The sequence below is a fragment of the Lentzea cavernae genome, assembly GCF_014653695.1.
In the GTDB taxonomy this organism is placed as follows: domain Bacteria; phylum Actinomycetota; class Actinomycetes; order Mycobacteriales; family Pseudonocardiaceae; genus Lentzea; species Lentzea cavernae.
On record NZ_BNAR01000002.1, the window covers coordinates 519,599 to 534,472 of the forward strand.

General features: G+C 71.6%; 10 protein-coding genes. 1 reads left to right on the forward strand and 9 read right to left on the reverse strand.

The annotated features are described in order from the left end of the window. Positions 1 to 9: 9 nt before the first annotated feature. Positions 10 to 933: a sphingomyelin phosphodiesterase gene (gene sph, locus IE307_RS08355; RefSeq protein ID WP_191297271.1), complete on the forward strand. Its 924-nt coding sequence runs from the start codon at positions 10 to 12 to the stop codon at positions 931 to 933. On the opposite strand, the gene IE307_RS08360 is transcribed toward sph, so the two are convergent. The 9 genes from IE307_RS08360 to IE307_RS08400 form a co-directional block, all read right to left on the reverse strand. Next, complete coding sequence (locus IE307_RS08360) at positions 926 to 3,391, reverse strand: DUF6493 family protein (RefSeq protein WP_191297272.1); 2,466 nt, start codon at positions 3,389 to 3,391, stop codon at positions 926 to 928. The two genes, sph and IE307_RS08360, sit on opposite strands and share 8 nt — an antisense overlap. Next, positions 3,388 to 5,883, reverse strand: coding sequence for a DUF6493 family protein (locus IE307_RS08365; RefSeq protein ID WP_191297273.1), 2,496 nt, complete (start codon positions 5,881 to 5,883; stop codon positions 3,388 to 3,390). Before IE307_RS08365 ends, IE307_RS08360 begins: the two co-directional genes overlap by 4 nt. After that, a complete protein-coding gene (locus tag IE307_RS08370; RefSeq protein ID WP_191297274.1) occupies positions 5,880 to 7,160 on the reverse strand; it encodes an SWIM zinc finger family protein in 1,281 nt (426 codons plus the stop codon). The genes IE307_RS08365 and IE307_RS08370 overlap by 4 nt, the downstream gene beginning before the upstream one ends. 44 nt (positions 7,161 to 7,204) lie before the next feature. Continuing rightward, a complete protein-coding gene (gene lysA / locus IE307_RS08375; RefSeq protein ID WP_191297275.1) occupies positions 7,205 to 8,518 on the reverse strand; it encodes a diaminopimelate decarboxylase in 1,314 nt (437 codons plus the stop codon). Between the two features lie 112 nt (positions 8,519 to 8,630). Continuing rightward, positions 8,631 to 10,121, reverse strand: a complete 1,491-nt coding sequence (locus IE307_RS08380; protein ID WP_191297276.1) for an amidohydrolase family protein — start codon at positions 10,119 to 10,121, stop codon at positions 8,631 to 8,633. Positions 10,122 to 10,191: 70 nt separating this feature from the next. Then, positions 10,192 to 11,106 (reverse strand): glycoside hydrolase family 16 protein, encoded by a 915-nt coding sequence (locus tag IE307_RS08385; protein ID WP_229904522.1) that lies wholly within the window; start codon positions 11,104 to 11,106, stop codon positions 10,192 to 10,194. 73 nt (positions 11,107 to 11,179) lie between these two features. After that, the gene (locus IE307_RS08390; RefSeq protein WP_191297277.1) at positions 11,180 to 11,857 is read right to left on the reverse strand and encodes a response regulator; all 678 of its coding nucleotides are present in this window, start codon (positions 11,855 to 11,857) and stop codon (positions 11,180 to 11,182) included. Next, on the reverse strand, positions 11,854 to 14,340 hold the full coding sequence (locus IE307_RS08395) for a DUF4118 domain-containing protein (RefSeq protein WP_191297278.1): 2,487 nt from the start codon (positions 14,338 to 14,340) through the stop codon (positions 11,854 to 11,856). Before IE307_RS08395 ends, IE307_RS08390 begins: the two co-directional genes overlap by 4 nt. Beyond that, positions 14,330 to 14,872 (reverse strand): potassium-transporting ATPase subunit C, encoded by a 543-nt coding sequence (locus tag IE307_RS08400; protein ID WP_191297279.1) that lies wholly within the window; start codon positions 14,870 to 14,872, stop codon positions 14,330 to 14,332. The genes IE307_RS08395 and IE307_RS08400 overlap by 11 nt, the downstream gene beginning before the upstream one ends. Between the last annotated feature and the right edge of the window lie 2 nt (positions 14,873 to 14,874).

Here is a 14,874-nt window from a genome sequence, read left to right on the forward strand (position 1 = left end):
TCGGCTGTCATGCGCCTGATCACGCTCGCCGTCGCCGTCGCGCTGACGATCTCGGCCGCCCCGGCGGTCGCGGCCCCCGCCGCGCCGAAGATCGCCACCTACAACGTGTTCATGCTGTCGCGGAACCTCTACCCGAACTGGGGCCAGGTCGCCCGCGCGGACCTGATCGACAGCACCGGTGTGCTGGACGGCCAGGACGTCGTGGTGCTGCAGGAGGCGTTCGACAACGCCGCCTCCGACCGGCTGCTCGCGAACCTGCGCGACACCTACCCGCACCAGACACCGGTGCTGGGCCGCAGCCGGGCCGGGTGGGACGTGACGAGCGGCAGGTACAGCGACTCGACGCCCGAGGACGGCGGAGTCGCGGTGCTGAGCCGGTGGCCGATCACCACGCGGGTCCAGCACGTCTACCGGGACGGCTGCGGCGCGGACTGGTTCTCCAACAAGGGTTTCGCCTACGTGCGGATCGAGGCTCCGTCCGGGCCGATGCACGTGCTGGGCACGCACATGCAGGCCGAGGACTCGACGTGCACGAGCGCGCCCGGCGGCTACCGGGCCAGGCAGCGGGCCGAGATCAGGGCGTTCCTGACGGCGCGGAACATCCCCGCGGCCGAGCCCGTGTACGTGGCGGGCGACCTGAACGTGGTCGAGGCGAGCGCCGAGTTCCCGCGGATGGTCGCCGAACTGGGGGCGCGGACGCCCGAGATCGGCGGGCACCCGTTCTCGTGGGACTGCGCCGACAACAGCGTGTGCCGCGACCAGTACAGCCCCGACGACGCCTCCGAGCACCTCGACTACGTGCTGACCGTCCAGGGTCCCCTGCTGCGCAACGAGACCCGGCGTGTGAAGAGTCCGGAGTGGTCGATCACGTCGTGGGGGCGCAAGTACACCTACGACGACTTCTCCGACCACTACCCGGTCTTCGCTAGCTGAGCGCGGCCGCCAGCCTCCGAGCCTGCACCACCGTCCTGCTCGAACCCTTGCGGGCGGCGACCTCGGCGAGTCCGTCGAGGCTGCCGCCCGGCTTGACCTGCTGCGCCAGGTCGACGGCGAGTTCGACCAGGTCCGCGACCCTGTTGTGCGACCACGTCCTCGGCAGGACGGCGGCCGCCAGGTCCCAGATCTGGGGCGCGGCGCCGGAACGGGCCACGTCGCGCAGGCACGGGACGACGCGAGTGAGGGCGAGCTCGCCGCGTTCCAGCAACAGGCCGACGACCTCGCCGAGCGCCTTGCCGTCCAGCTGGTCGCGGGCGGCGAGGATCAGCAGGCCGTCGGTGGCCTGAGCGCGGGCGACGGTCTGGGAGGCGCCGAGGCCGTAGGCGAACGCGAGGTGCGTGGCGGGGCCGATCGGGCCGTCCGCCTCGGCGAGAGCCGGGAGCACCGGGAGTGTGTCGCTGCTGTCCCTGGCGATCGCGAGCGTCGGCACGGCGTACGCGGCGACGACCTCGCGCTGGGCGGGCAGAACGGCGGGCCAGCACGCCAGCATGGACGCCCAGGTGTTGCCCGCGTGCCAGTCCCGCTCCGGGTCGGGCAGGCCCGGCGTCAGCGTCGCGAAGAGTCGTTTGTGGACGGTCGGCCTGGTGTACTGGCCGTGGCGCTCCTCACGGGTGCGTTCGACGATCTCGGCCACCGGGTCGGTCAGGTCGCCCAGCCACTCGCGCAGCAGCTTGCCGGAGTTGGTCCGCAGCGACGCGAAGTCCTCGGGACGGGTGCCGCGGGGCAGGCGGTGGTAGGCCTGCCGGAGGTCGCGCGGCCACGGTTCCCAGTTCTCCGCGTCCGCCTTGGCCAGGCGTTCGAGCAGCGTGGTGGCGTCGAGCAGGCCGGACGTCGAGGTCGGGGTGGACACCAGCGCCGGACGCGGTGAGGTGACGAGACCCTTGGCGATCTCGCCGAGCCGTTGGGTGAGGTGCTCGCTCACCGAGCCGGCCTCGGCGCGTTTGAACTGTTTCACCCACGCCCTGGCGGCGTCGAGGACCGACCTGGACGGGGCTTTCGGCCGCGACACCGCGCGGAGGACCGAGATGAACGCCGACCAGCAGTCACGGCTCTCGTAGGACGACGGCCCCAGGATCCACGGGTACTTCTCGTGCAGCGGAGCGAACGCCTTCACGAGGGACTCCCCGTCCTGCCAGGCGAAGCGGACGACCGCCTCCAGGACCCGTTCGGCGGTGACGACGTCGACCGGTCCCGCGTTGCGGCCGAACAGTCCGTGCACCTCGCCGGTCAGCTCGTCGATCGTGCCGATCGGGTCCGGCCACGGTGCCGGTGCGTACGGGGCGAGTGCGAACGTCTCCTCCGCCACCGCCTCGACACCGAGCTGGGCGGCCAGATCGGCGGGGAGGTGTTCGGCGAACGCCATCAGTTCGGAGCGGGTGGCGTCGCTGAGGCGCTTCTGGTGCTGGGCGACCAGCTTCACGGCCTGGCCGCGCAGGTCTCCCGACTCGTGCGCGAACAGGTCCGCGGCGGCCAGCGCCACCTCGTCCGGACGGGTCCTGGCGTGCTTGCCGAGCCACGTGAGCTGGGTGCGCACCAGCTTCTTCTCGGTGCGGCCGAACACCCGGCGGCTCGCCTCGGCCAGCAGGGCGAAGTCGAGCCCGCCCGCCTCGTCGACCTGCCGCAGCCGCTCCTGCGCCGTGGTCGCGACGGTGGACCGCGAGTCCGGCAGCATCGCCAGGTAGTCCCGCACGTGCCCGGCGGCCTCGTCCGGTGTGACGTCGATGGTCCGGTGCAACGCGAGGAACCCGGCCATGTCCGCCGCCGATCCGCCCTGCTGCAGGCGGGCCAGGCAGCCGTCGAGGAGCAGCGCGCGGTCCATCCGCTCGACGAGCAGTTCCCGCAACTCCCGCGCGTCCACGAGGAACGCCCCCGCGCCCTGCACCTCCAGAACTCGCGGGAACAGCACCTCGAACCCCGGCCGCCGGAGAGCACCGCGGTCGTGCTCCAGCAGGCGCAGGACGAAACCGTCGGAGTCCGGCGGGTTCTCCCCGCAGAACTCCAGGACCACGCGCATGAGGTCGTCGCGGATCAGGCCGCGGGACTGCATCCTGGCGCCGAGCCGTGCGACGAGATCCGGCAGCCACAGCGGTTCGCGGTGCCGCAGCAGGCCGATCACGGCTGCGGGCGCGCTGTTGGGGTTCCGGACGTGAGCGAAGACCTGGTAGCGCAGCAGCCACGGCGCGAGCGTCGCGGCGCTGGGCAGCAGGCCCGCGCCCGCGACCGCCAGCGACGGGTGGTGCCTCCACCGCTCGTCGCCCGCCCGGTGCTTCTTCTCGTACGCCACCAGTTCCGCCGCGCACGTCTTGCGTTCGCCGGGGGTGAGGTTCCTGAGCACCTCGGCGAGCCGGGGCACCTGGTCCGACTCGATCAGCGCGCGGATCCCGTCGAAGCTCATGCCGTTCCTCCGAGAGCGCTCCGAAGTCGCCTCGCCTGCACGACGGCCTTGCCCGATCCCTTGCGGGCGGCCACTTCCGCGAGGCCGTCGATCTCACCGCCCGGCTGGAGCCGCTGGGCCAGTTCGACCGCGAGCTCGATCACGTCGGAGACCCTGTTGTGCGACCAGAGGCTCGGCAGCAGCGCGGCCAGCGCGTGCCAGATCTGCTGTGCTGCACCGGAACGGGCCGCGTCGCGCAGACCGGGCAGCACGCGGTTCAGCACGACGTCACCACCGGCCAGCGCCTGACCGAGGAGGGCGCCGAGCGTCCCGCCGTCGAGCTGGCCCCTGGCCTCGAGGACCAGGACCGCGTCGACCGCGTGCGCCCGGTTGAGGGTCAGTTCGGCGCCCAGGCCGTAGACGAGGGCCAGGTGCAGGGCCTCGCCCGCCGGACCGTCGCACTCGGCGAGCATCGGCAGCAGCGGGCCGTCAGCGCCCTTGGTCGCCGTGCGCGCCCGCAGGTGCGGAACGAGGTGGGCCGCGACGATCTCGCGCTGGGCGGGCAGGGTCGACGGCCAGCACTCGATCATCGGGCCTTGGTCGTCCCAGTGGCGCAGCAGCTTCTCCGGCTCGTCGAGGCCCGGCGTGAGCACCGCGTACAGGCCGGTGTCCTTCACCTCGTAGCCCGAGTGGGAGAAAGTCCTCTCCACGAGGGAGACCACGGGGTCGGTCCTGGTCGCGAGCCAGTCCCGGAGCCGGCCTGCGGCCTTGCTCGTGAGCTGCGCGAACGGGGTGGCGTCCGTGTCGCAGGGCAGGCGGTGCAAGGCCTGCTCGAGGTCTCGCCGCCACGGTTCCCAGCCCTCGGCCTCGGCCCGCGCGAGCCGCTCAGCGAGTGCGGCGGGGTCGATCAGGCCGGACATCTCGGTGGGCGTGGAGACCAGGTCGGGCTTGGGCAGGTAGGTCAGTCCCCTGGCGATCTCGTGCAGCCTGCACGCCAGCTCGTCGGCCACCTCGCCGTCACCCGGCTGCTCGGTCTTCCAGTCGCGGGCGAAGTCGATGCCGTCGCTCACCGGCTTCTTGAGCCGCGCCGGTCTCGCGCGTGCGGCGATGATGACCTCGACGAACTCGTTGTAGGGGTTGCGCTTGCCCGTCGTGTTCCAGCCCGGGTGTTCCGACCGGTAGGCGATCCAGGGGTGTTTCTCGCAGACCACCTGGAGGGCGTTGCCGAGCGCTTCCCGGTCCTGCCAGGCGAAGCGGACGATCGCGGCGATGATCCGTTCCGTCGAGGACGGTTCGAGGTGGGCCGAGTTGCGGCCGAACACCGACATCAGTTCGCCGGTCAGCTCGTCCAGGGTCTCGATCGGCGCGGGGAACGGCCGGGGCACGAACGCCGCCAGTTCCATCGCATCGTCCTGCGTCGTGGTGGTGCCGAGTTGCTGCGCGAGGTCGGCCGGCAGGTGCTCGGCCCGCGTCCGGATCTCCGCCTGGGTGGCGTCGCTCGTGTTGCCGAGGTGCTTGACGATCAGCTTCACGGCCAGGCCGCGCAGGTCGTCGGACTCGTGCCCGAACAGCTCGGCGACGGTGAGCACGACCTCGTCCGGGTTCGCCTTGGCGTGCTGGGCGATCCACGTGAGCTGGGTGCGCACCAGCTTCTTCTCGGTGCGGCCGAACACCCAGCGGCTCGCGTCGATCAGCAGGTCGAAGTCGAGCCGTTCGGCCTCGTCCAGCGCCTTCAACCGGCTCTGCGCGAGGCCCGCGACCGTCGACCGCGAGTCCGGGAGCAGGGCGAGGTAGTCCCGCGCGTGCTCCTCGGTCTCGTCCAGCGTGACCTTCAGGGTCTCGTGCAGCTTGAGGAAACCGTCCATCTCGCCGACCGCGCCACCTTGTTGCAGGCGCGCGAGGCTTCCGTCCAGCAGGACCTGCCTGTCCTGGTAGCGGTGCAGGTACTTCGGCCAGCCCCGCCGGTCGACGTTGAGCACCGCGCCGGAACCGACCGCCTGCAGCATATGCGGGACCAGCGCGTCGTACGCCGGCCTCCAGTTCCCCCGGACGTCGGAGTCCATGAGGTGCAACAGGAAACCATCCGTGTCAGGCGGCTCGTCCCCGCAGAACTCCACGATGATCTTCGTGAGGTCCTGCCGCCAGCGTTCGCGCGACGGCATCTTCGCGGCCAGTTTCGCGATCAGCTCGGGCATCCACGGCAGATCGCGGTACCGCAGCACGTCGAGAAGCGTGATGACGGCGGGGTCCTGCTCGGTCCGGTAGTGCAGCAGGATCTGATATCGGAGCAGCCACGGCGCGAGCGTGGAGGCGCTGGGCAGCAGGCCCGCTCCGGCGATCGCGAGCGGTTCCCCGTGCTCCCACCGGTTGTCGCCCTTGCGGTGCGCCTTCTCGTACGCGACAAGCTCCTTCGCGCACGTCTTGCGCTCGTCGGGCGTGAGGCTCTTCAGCACCTCGCCGAGCGCGAGCAGCTGGTCCGACTCGATCAGCGCCCGGATCCGGTCGAACGTCACGCTCCGCCCCTCACCATGTCCGCCGCCAGCACGTGCTTGCACTTGCCGCGGCCGCCCCGGTACTCGGCCCACCACTGGCAGGTGCACGCGTCGCCGTTGACGCGGTACGAGCCGACCACGGCGGTGTCGCCGTCCCAGCTGACGGCGTTCTGCGCGACGAGCGCCTTCGCGTTGCGCAGCCTGGGGTTCATGGCCTCGACGTCGATGCCGCCGTAGGGCAGTTCGCGGTGGAAGTACGACGCCTCGGCCAGGTCGTAGCCCACCCGCCCGGCCGTGCCGAGCTGGGCGAGCGCGTCCTTCACCCGCGCCGGGGCGAGTCCGGAGCGGCCGGCGAGGTCGGCGACGTCCACGCGGGGCTCGAAGTCGAGCAGCGCGCCGACGAGTTCGGCGTCGGTGTCGGCGTCGCCCGCCGCGAGTCCGTCGAGGACGGCGCCCTCACCGGACAGGCCGCGCGTCACCTCGGGCGACAGGACCAGCGTCAGCCGTTGCGAGCCGAGGTCGACCTCCCAGCCGCTCGCGACGGGCAGGCCGGTGGTGGGCGGGCCGTAGAGGCGGACGGCTTTGGCGAAGCGCAGCAACGGGATCAGGGTCTCGAGGCGGTTCGGGCCCGCCAGGCACACGGCGTTCGCCCCCGCCGTTCCGCTGAGCCGCAGGGACCTCCCCGACGGCACCGCCCACACCGCCGCGCGGCCCTTGGGCAGGGTCTTGAGGAACCGCTGGGCGTCCATCGGGGACAGTTCGGCGCGGAGATCGAACTTCGAGGTGAGGACCTGGGTCTCGGCGAAGCCGCGCAGCCAGCGCGGCGGCAGCGGGACCTTCTTCTCCACGACCGCGCCGTCGAGCGTGCCGACCTCGACCTGGTCCGGCCCGACGGTCAGGTGCAGCGGGTCGCCCTTGGTGACGCGGGCCAGTGCGCGCCGCAGCGGTTCGTTGACGTCGACGTTCGTGGTGCCGCGGTCGTGCACCTCGCCGTCGAGCGCGTCGCCCAGCACGTCCAGGCGGGCGTAAACACCGCAGCAGCCGGAGAACGACTCGAAGCGCAACCGGTCGCCGTTGCACGTGACGACCGGGTCGCGCAGGCGTTCGTTCGTGGGCTGGAAGTACCGGGTGCCCGCGATCTTGGCGATGGCGAGCAACGCCGTGGCGGCCTGCTGCGAGTCGCCGAGGAACCCGGTGAAGAACCTCGGGTTCGGCGCCCTGCCGCCGGAGGTCTGCAGTCCCAGGGCGCGTCGCGTCTCGTCGAGCCGCGAGTCGGCCACGTAGGCGTACGAGTGCATCGAGCCACTGTAGGGAACAGGCGTTCGACCGCGAGGCGGATTGGTCAAACGTAACGGCGCAGCAGGTCCTCTTCGGTCTCGCGGCGCACGATCGGCCTCGCGACCCCGTCCTTCACCGCGACGACCGGCGGGCGGCACACCTGGTTGTAGTTCGAGGCCAGGGCGTGGTGGTAGGCGCCCGTCGCGGGCACGGCGAGCAGGTCTCCGGCGTGCACGTCGTGCGGGAGCGGCACGTCCTCGGCCAGCACGTCCCCGGCCTCGCAGTGCCTGCCGACGACCGTCACCGGCTTCGGCCTGCCACCCCTGCCCACCAGCCGAACGGCGTACTTGGCGCCGTAGAGGGCAGGGCGCGGGTTGTCGCTCATGCCGCCGTCGACGGCCACGAACGTGCGCGTCAGGCCGTGCTTGACCGCGCACACGCGGTACAGCGTCACGCCGGCGTTCGCGACGATCGACCGTCCGGGCTCGATGAGGAGACGGGGAGGCGGTACGCGGTGGACGCCGCACTCGTAGTTGAGGGTGCCGGTGATCCGGTGCGCGAACCCGGCGAGGTCGAAGTCCCGTTCTCCCGCCAGGTAGGGGGCGCAGAAGCCGCCACCGAGGTCGAGCTGGGAGATCCTGGTGCCGCACGAGGCGATCAGGCCCACCATGCGCCGCACGGCCTCCTCGTAGCTCGCCACGTGCCGGACCTGGGAACCGATGTGGCAGTGCAGGCCCGCGAGCGTGAGCGACGGCTGTTCCACGACGCGCAGCACGGCTTCGAGCGCGGCGCCGGACGCCAGGGAGAAGCCGAACTTCTGATCCTCGACACCGGTTGCGATCTTGGCGTGAGTGCGGGCGTCAATGCCGGGCGTCACGCGGATCATGACTTCCTGGCCGCGCGTGGCCAGTGCGCCCAGCTGCGCGATCTCGTCGAGCGAGTCGACGACGATCCGGGAGACCCCGTACGCCAGCGCGGCTTTCAGGTCCTCGGCGGTCTTCACGTTGCCGTGCATGATGATCCGCTGTGCCGGGAAGCCCGCGGCCTTGGCCAGCGCGAGCTCTCCCGCGGACGACACGTCCAGGGACAGGCCCTCCTGCGCCATCCAGCGGTAGACCTCGGGGCAGGGCAGCGACTTGCCCGCGAACACGACCTCGGCCCGCGGGAGTGCCGTGCGGAAGGCCGTCGCCCTCGCGCGGACCGTCCGCTCGTCCAGCACCTGGCACGGGGTGCCGAAGCGGGCCGCGAGCTGCGTCGCGGGGAGCCCACCGATGACGAGGTCCCCGCCGGCGACGCGCGTGCCGTCCGGCCAGAGCCCCTCCTCCAGCACCGGTTCGGTGGAGCATCCGGTGCTGGGCAACAACTCCGCGAGTGTCATGCGTCCAGCACACGCCTGCCGGGCGTCGCTGCCCAGGTACCGGACGAGACCCTGACACGGGTGGCCCCCACCTTGACGCGATCCTGACGAGCGCGGTGGTGGGGGCCACAGCTCAGTGGGCGCAGCAGCCCATCGGTGTCGCCGGTGCGTCGACGGGTTCCTGTGCCGCGGCCTCGATCTCGTGCAGGATCCGCGCCCGCTCGGCCGGGCCCAGGTAGCGGCCCCGGCTGACGACGGCGTGGACGCGGCCGACGTTCGTGATGTCCCGCAACGGGTCCGCGTCCAGCACGACGAGGTCCGCCTGCTTGCCGGGCGTGACCGTGCCCGTCTCGTGCTCCCGTCCGAGGCAGCGGGCGGCTTCGCTGGTGGCCGACCGGAGCGCCTGGTCCGGTGTGAGGCCGGCCTGCACCAGCAACGCCAGTTCGTCGTGCAGCGAGAAGCCCGGGAACACGTAGGCGAACCCCGCGTCCGTGCCCGCGACGACACCGACCCCGGCCTCGTGCATCTGCTTCAGCAGACGCATGCGGGCGTCACCGAACTTCCGCAGTTCCGCGACTTCCTCCGGGGTGCGGGGAGGACGGCCGGACATGATCGCCTGCCATTGCGCACGCAGGTCGACCGGGATGTAGCGCATCCGTTCGAGGGCCACCGGGTCGTTCGTGATGGCCTCGGGTGAGCGGGACATGTTGCGTTCGACGAAGAGCGTCGGCGACTGCCACGTGCCTCGTTCGACCATCGACGCGAACAGCCTGCGAGCGCGGGCCGGTGAGTGCGTGGCGACGGCGGCCCGTTCGATCCGGCCCGCGTGGCGGCCCCACCAGTCCGGGTCCGCCGGGTCGTCGGGACGCCCGCGGAGCTCGGCGTAGAGGGCGTCGGCATCGTCCGAAGTGGACGTGAACAGGTTGTAGAGGTGTTCGTGGGTGTGCTGGGCCAGCGCGTCCTGCACAGGCACACGGGCCGGGACGTGACCGGCGAACGGAATCCTGAGCCTGCGCGCCTCGGCCGCGATGGCCGCGTGGCACTGCGGGGACAGGAACGAGTAGACCTTGACGAAGTCCGCTCCCCCGTCCTTGGCCCGGCGCACCGCGGCACGGGCCTCGTCCGGGGTGCGCACCACGTCCGAGCCGGGCCAGATCGAGCCGGGACCGTCGACGATCGCGCTGGCGATCACCATCCGAGGACCGAGGATCTCTCCGGACTCGATGCGGTGCCGGGTGTCGTGCGTCTCGGGCTGGCCCCACATCTCGCGGACGCCCGTGACGCCCTGGACGACGTGCAACGGCGCGACGGTGCTCTCGAAGAACGTCGCGTGGGTGTGCATGTCCCACAGGCCGGGGATCACGTACTTCCCGGCGAGGTCGATCACCCGCACACCGCGCGGGATCTCGCGGTGCCGGCCGGCGACCAGGACCCGGTCACCGCTCAGCACGACGGTCGCGTCGCGGACCGGTGCGCGGCCGGTGCCGTCGATCAGCGTGGCCCCGCGCAGCACCGTCACCCCGCTCGCGGCGTCCGCCGGTTGCCCCACGGCTCCCAGCGCCACCGCTCCGAGTGCACCCTTCCCCAGCCAGGACAACACGTCCCGGCGCGCCACGTCCCCCATGGCCCCACCTCCCCTTGCGTCCACGGTAGCGATCGCGGGGAGGTGGAGCAGTGGGGCTGGCACCAGGGTTCTACGGCCGGGTCCACACCGCCACGTAGTCGACCAGCATCGGCCTGCCCGGCGTGGTCTGCGCGGTCGGCGTCGCCCGCCCGGCCACGCCGTTGGGGAACGCGCCGCCCATCGCCACGTTGAGCAGGATGAAGTAGCCCTGGTGCGACGTCATGTTGTTCCACGAGGTGGCGTCCATCTGGTTCTGCCGGACGGTGTGGAACTGCTGACCGTCGACGTACCACCGCAACTGGTTCGGGCTGACCGACCGGTCCCACTCGAAGCGGTAGGTGTGGAACGCCGACTGGCACGTGCTGCCGGGACACGCCCGCGACGCGCCGAGGCCGTTCGTCTCGTTGCACGGGCCGCCGGGGTTCACGCCGCAGTGCAGCACGCCCCAGACGCTGTTGACGCCGTTGACGTTCTCCATCACGTCGAACTCGCCGATGGCCGGCCAGTTCCAGTAGTTGCCGCGGTACGGCGAACCCAGGGCCCAGAAAGCCGGCCAGTAGCCGAGCGCGGGCGTACCGGTGATGTTGGGCATCTGGATGCGCCCCTCGATGCGCAGGATGCCACCGGCGGGTGCCTTGAAGTTCGAGCGGCGGGTCTCGATGCGGCCCGAGGTCCACTCGCCGTTGGCGGCGCGCAACGGGGTGATGCGCAGGTTCCCCGAGCCGTCGAGGGCGAGGTTCGCGCGGTCGTTGGTGTAGCGCTGGATCTCGCCGGTGCCCCAGTTGCCGGGGCCGCCGGGGTAGCCGTGGCCGGTGTCGACGATCCAGTTGGTGCCGTTCGGGGCGCTGTTGTTCGCGCCGGTGAAGTCGTCCGACCACGCCAGGGACCAGCCGGGCGGGGTGGGTGGGACCGCTGCCTGCGCGATGCCGCTCAGTGGGAGGACCAGGGCCAGTCCCAGCAGGGCGCGCGTGAGTTTTCGAGCCACGACGATGACCTCTCTGTCACGATCGTGCGGCAGCGGACTTCCACGGAAGCGCTCTCACGGCTTCACGTCAACCTCACAGCTCGAACCGGTACCCCATCCCCGGCTCGGTGATCAGGTGCTTCGGCCGCGCGGGGTCGTCCTCCAGCTTGCGCCGCAACTGGGCGAAGTACACCCGCAGGTACTGCGACTCGTTGACGTGCATAGGCCCCCACACCTCCTGCAGCAGCTGCTTCTGCGACACCAGCCGTCCCGGATTGCGCGCGAGGATCTCGACCAGCCCCCACTCCGTCGGCGTCAGGTGCACCTCACGGCCATCGCGCCGCACCTTCTTCACCGCCAGGTCCACCACGAACGACGAGGTCGTGACCACCGGGTCGCCCGTCTCCCTGGCGAGGTCGCGGCGCACGGCCGCGCGCAGGCGGGCCAGCAGCTCGTCCATCCCGAACGGCTTGGTGACGTAGTCGTCGGCGCCCGCGTCGAGGGCCTCGACCTTGGCCGACGAGTCGGTGCGCGCGGACAGCACGATGATCGGGATGGTGGACCACCCGCGCAGGCCGGCGATCACGTCCACGCCGTCGATGTCGGGCAGGCCGAGGTCGAGCACGACCACGTCCGGCTTGCCCTCGACGGCGACGCCGAGCGCGGACTTGCCGTCGTAGGCCGTCATCACGTCGTATCCCCGCGCGCTGAGGTTGATCCTCAGCGCGCGCACGATCTGCGGTTCGTCGTCGACCACCAGCACTGACGTCATCCGGAACCCTCCTGGTAGGCGGGCAGCGAGATGACCACGGTCAGCCCACCGCCCGGTGTGTCCTCGGCGCTGATCTCACCGCCCATGGCGGCGGTGAAGCCCTTGGCGACGCTCAGGCCGAGCCCGACGCCCGGTGTGGCGGAGCGGTCGCCGAGCCGCTGGAAGGGCGCGAACACCTTGTGCCCCTCCTTCTTCGGCAGGCCGGGGCCGTGGTCCACGATCCGCAGCTCGACGCGGGACCCGTACGCGCTGGCGCGGATCATCACCGGCGACGGGCTGCCGTGCCGCACGGCGTTGTCGACCACGTTCGCGATCACGCGTTCCAGCAGTCCCAGGTCCGCGAGCACGGGCGGCAGGTCCTCGGCCACCACCACCGACACGTCTCCCCCGATGCCGGTGAGCGCCCTGGCCACGACCTCGTAGTAGCCGACCGGCCGCAGGACGGGTTCGACCGATCCGGTCGCGAGCCGGGACGAGTCCAGGAGGTTGTCCACCAGGCCCGCCAACCGGTCCGCGGACTCCTCCACGGTCTCCATCAGCTCGCCGACGTCCTCTTCGGACAGTGGCAGCGTGGTGTCGCGCAGGCTCCCGATCGCCGCCTTGATCGACGTCAGCGGTGTGCGGAGGTCGTGGCCCACGGCCGACAGCAGTGCCGTGCGCAACTCCGACGTCTCGGCCTTCCGTTGCGCCCGCAGGGCGTCGGCGGCCATCCGCTGCTGGCGCAGCGCCACGAACGTCTGGCCCGCCGCGGCCTCCAGCACCCGCTGGTCGCTCGCGGGCAGCACGCGTCCGCTCAGCCGCAGCCGCACGTCGCCGGTGACCGTCACCTCGGTCACGGGACCGCGATCCCGTCCGGCGCACTCCACGCGCGTCCAGGTCCCGTCCCGCCGCTCCACGAGCACCACCGACTCCAGGCCGAAGTTCTCCCGGATCTTCTCCAGCAGCCGCGCCAGCGGGTACGGCGACGTGAGCACGGTCCGCGCGTAGGAGGCCAGCAGCGCGGCCTCGGTCCGCGCCCGCGCGCCCTGCTCCCCCAGCCGCGCCGCCCGGTCGACGGTCAGCGCCACCACGGTCGCGACGATCACCATGGCCGCCAGCGTGATCACGTTCTCCGGCGTCTGGACGGCGAGGCTGTAGTAGGGCTCGGTGAAGTAGTAGTTCAGCAGCCCGGCGCCCAGGACCGCGCAGAACAACGCGGGTCCCAGCCCGCCCGCGATCGCGACCACGCACGTGACCAGCAGGAACGCGACCAGGTCCGTCGAGAAGTCCAGCTCGTCGCGCCACAGCATGCCGAGCGCGGTGACGACGGCGGGCAGCACCAGCGCGAGCACCCAGCCGATCAGCCTGCGCCGCAACGACAACGGGTCGGCACTGGCTTTCCACCGCAGACCGCGCCGCGACTCGTCGTGCGTGACCATGTGCACGTCGATCGCGCCGGACTCCTGCACCACGGCCGCGCCGATGCCCTCGTCGAACGCCCGCGCGACCCTCGATCTGCGCGAGGTCCCCAGCACGAGCTGGGTGGCGTTGACCCCGCGGGCGAACTCGAGCAACGCCGTCGGCACGTCGTCGCCGACGACCGAGTGGAAGGTCGCGCCCACGTCCTCGGTGATCTTGCGGGACCGGGCGATGTGCTCGGGCGTGACACCCGAGAGCCCGTCGCCGCGCAGCACGTGCACGACCAGCAGTTCCGCGCCCGCCCGTGTCGCGATCCTCCGCGCCCGGCGGATCAGCGTCTCGCTCTCCGGCCCGCCGGTGATCGACACGACGACCCGTTCCCTGGTCTCCCAGGTGTCGGTGATCTCCTTCTCGCTGCGGTACCGCTGCAACGCGACGTCGACCTGGTCGGCGACCCACAGCAGCGCCAGTTCCCGCAACGCCGTCAGGTTGCCGAGCCGGAAGTAGTTGCCCAGCGCGGCGTCGATCCGGTGCGCCGGGTACACGTTGCCGTGCGCCAGCCTGCGCCGCAGCGCCTCGGGGGTGATGTCGATCAGCTCGACCTGTTCGGCGCGGCGGACCACCTCGTCCGGCACGGTCTCCCGCTGCCGCACACCGGTGATCCGCTCCACGACGTCGTTGAGGGACTCCAGGTGCTGGACGTTCACGGTCGAGAGGACGTCGATGCCCGCTTCGAGCAGTTCCTCGACGTCCTGCCAGCGCTTCTCGTTGCGCGAGCCCGGCGCGTTGGTGTGCGCGAGCTCGTCGACCACCGCGACCTCCGGCCGGCGGGCCAGGATCGCGTCCACGTCCATTTCGGACACTTCGAGGTCGCGGTGCCGCGTCACCCTGCGCGGCAGCACCTCCAGGTCCTCCAGCAGGGAGGCGGTCTTGTCCCGGCCGTGGGTCTCCACGAGTCCGACGACCACTTCCGTGCCGCGCTCCCGGCGCCGGTGTGCCTCGCCGAGCATGGCGAAGGTCTTGCCGACGCCGGGAGCGGCGCCGAGGTAGATCCTCAGCTCACCCCGGCGACCGTCAACGCCCATTGTTCTGGGCAGCGCTGTCGACGGCACGGTTCAGCGCTGTCACGTTGACGGTGGTGGTGAAGGTGCCGGAGGTGCTGGCGGACACCAGTTCCCGCACCCTCTCCACCGGCAGCCCGGACGCGCGGGCCACGCGGGGCACCTGCAACGCCGCGTACTCCGGGCTGATGTGCGGGTCGAGGCCGGACCCGGACGCGGTGACGGCGTCCTGCGGGACCTGGCTCTCGGGCACGCCTTCGCGTTGCGCTACAGCCGTGCGGCGCTCGGCGACGACCTTCGTGTAGTCCTCGTTCAGCTCGCCCTTGTTCGAGCCGCCGGACGCGGGCAACGTCGCCGCGGATGGCCTCGGTGCGAAGTACCGGTCCCCTTCGCGCGGGACCGCCACCAGAGTCGTGTCCGTGGCTTCGGCGTTGGCGTGCAGGCCGGGGATCCGCGAGATGCCCCAGACCGACAACGGGTAGAGCACACCGAGGAGCACCGTGAGGGCGAGCAGGATGCGAAGTCCCGCCCACGACTGCTTGAGGAAGTTGTTCATGG

What these genes read in the sequence shown, in the direction of transcription:
- sph (WP_191297271.1), top strand. Translation starts at nt 10, where the DNA reads ATGCGCCTGATCACGCTCGCCGTCGCCGTCGCGCTGACGATCTCGGCC.
- IE307_RS08360 (WP_191297272.1), bottom strand. Translation starts at nt 3,391, where the DNA reads ATGAGCTTCGACGGGATCCGCGCGCTGATCGAGTCGGACCAGGTGCCC.
- IE307_RS08370 (WP_191297274.1), bottom strand. Translation starts at nt 7,160, where the DNA reads ATGCACTCGTACGCCTACGTGGCCGACTCGCGGCTCGACGAGACGCGA.
- lysA (WP_191297275.1), bottom strand. Translation starts at nt 8,518, where the DNA reads ATGACACTCGCGGAGTTGTTGCCCAGCACCGGATGCTCCACCGAACCG.
- IE307_RS08380 (WP_191297276.1), bottom strand. Translation starts at nt 10,121, where the DNA reads ATGGGGGACGTGGCGCGCCGGGACGTGTTGTCCTGGCTGGGGAAGGGT.
- IE307_RS08390 (WP_191297277.1), bottom strand. Translation starts at nt 11,857, where the DNA reads ATGACGTCAGTGCTGGTGGTCGACGACGAACCGCAGATCGTGCGCGCG.
- IE307_RS08395 (WP_191297278.1), bottom strand. Translation starts at nt 14,340, where the DNA reads ATGGGCGTTGACGGTCGCCGGGGTGAGCTGAGGATCTACCTCGGCGCC.
- IE307_RS08400 (WP_191297279.1), bottom strand. Translation starts at nt 14,872, where the DNA reads ATGAACAACTTCCTCAAGCAGTCGTGGGCGGGACTTCGCATCCTGCTC.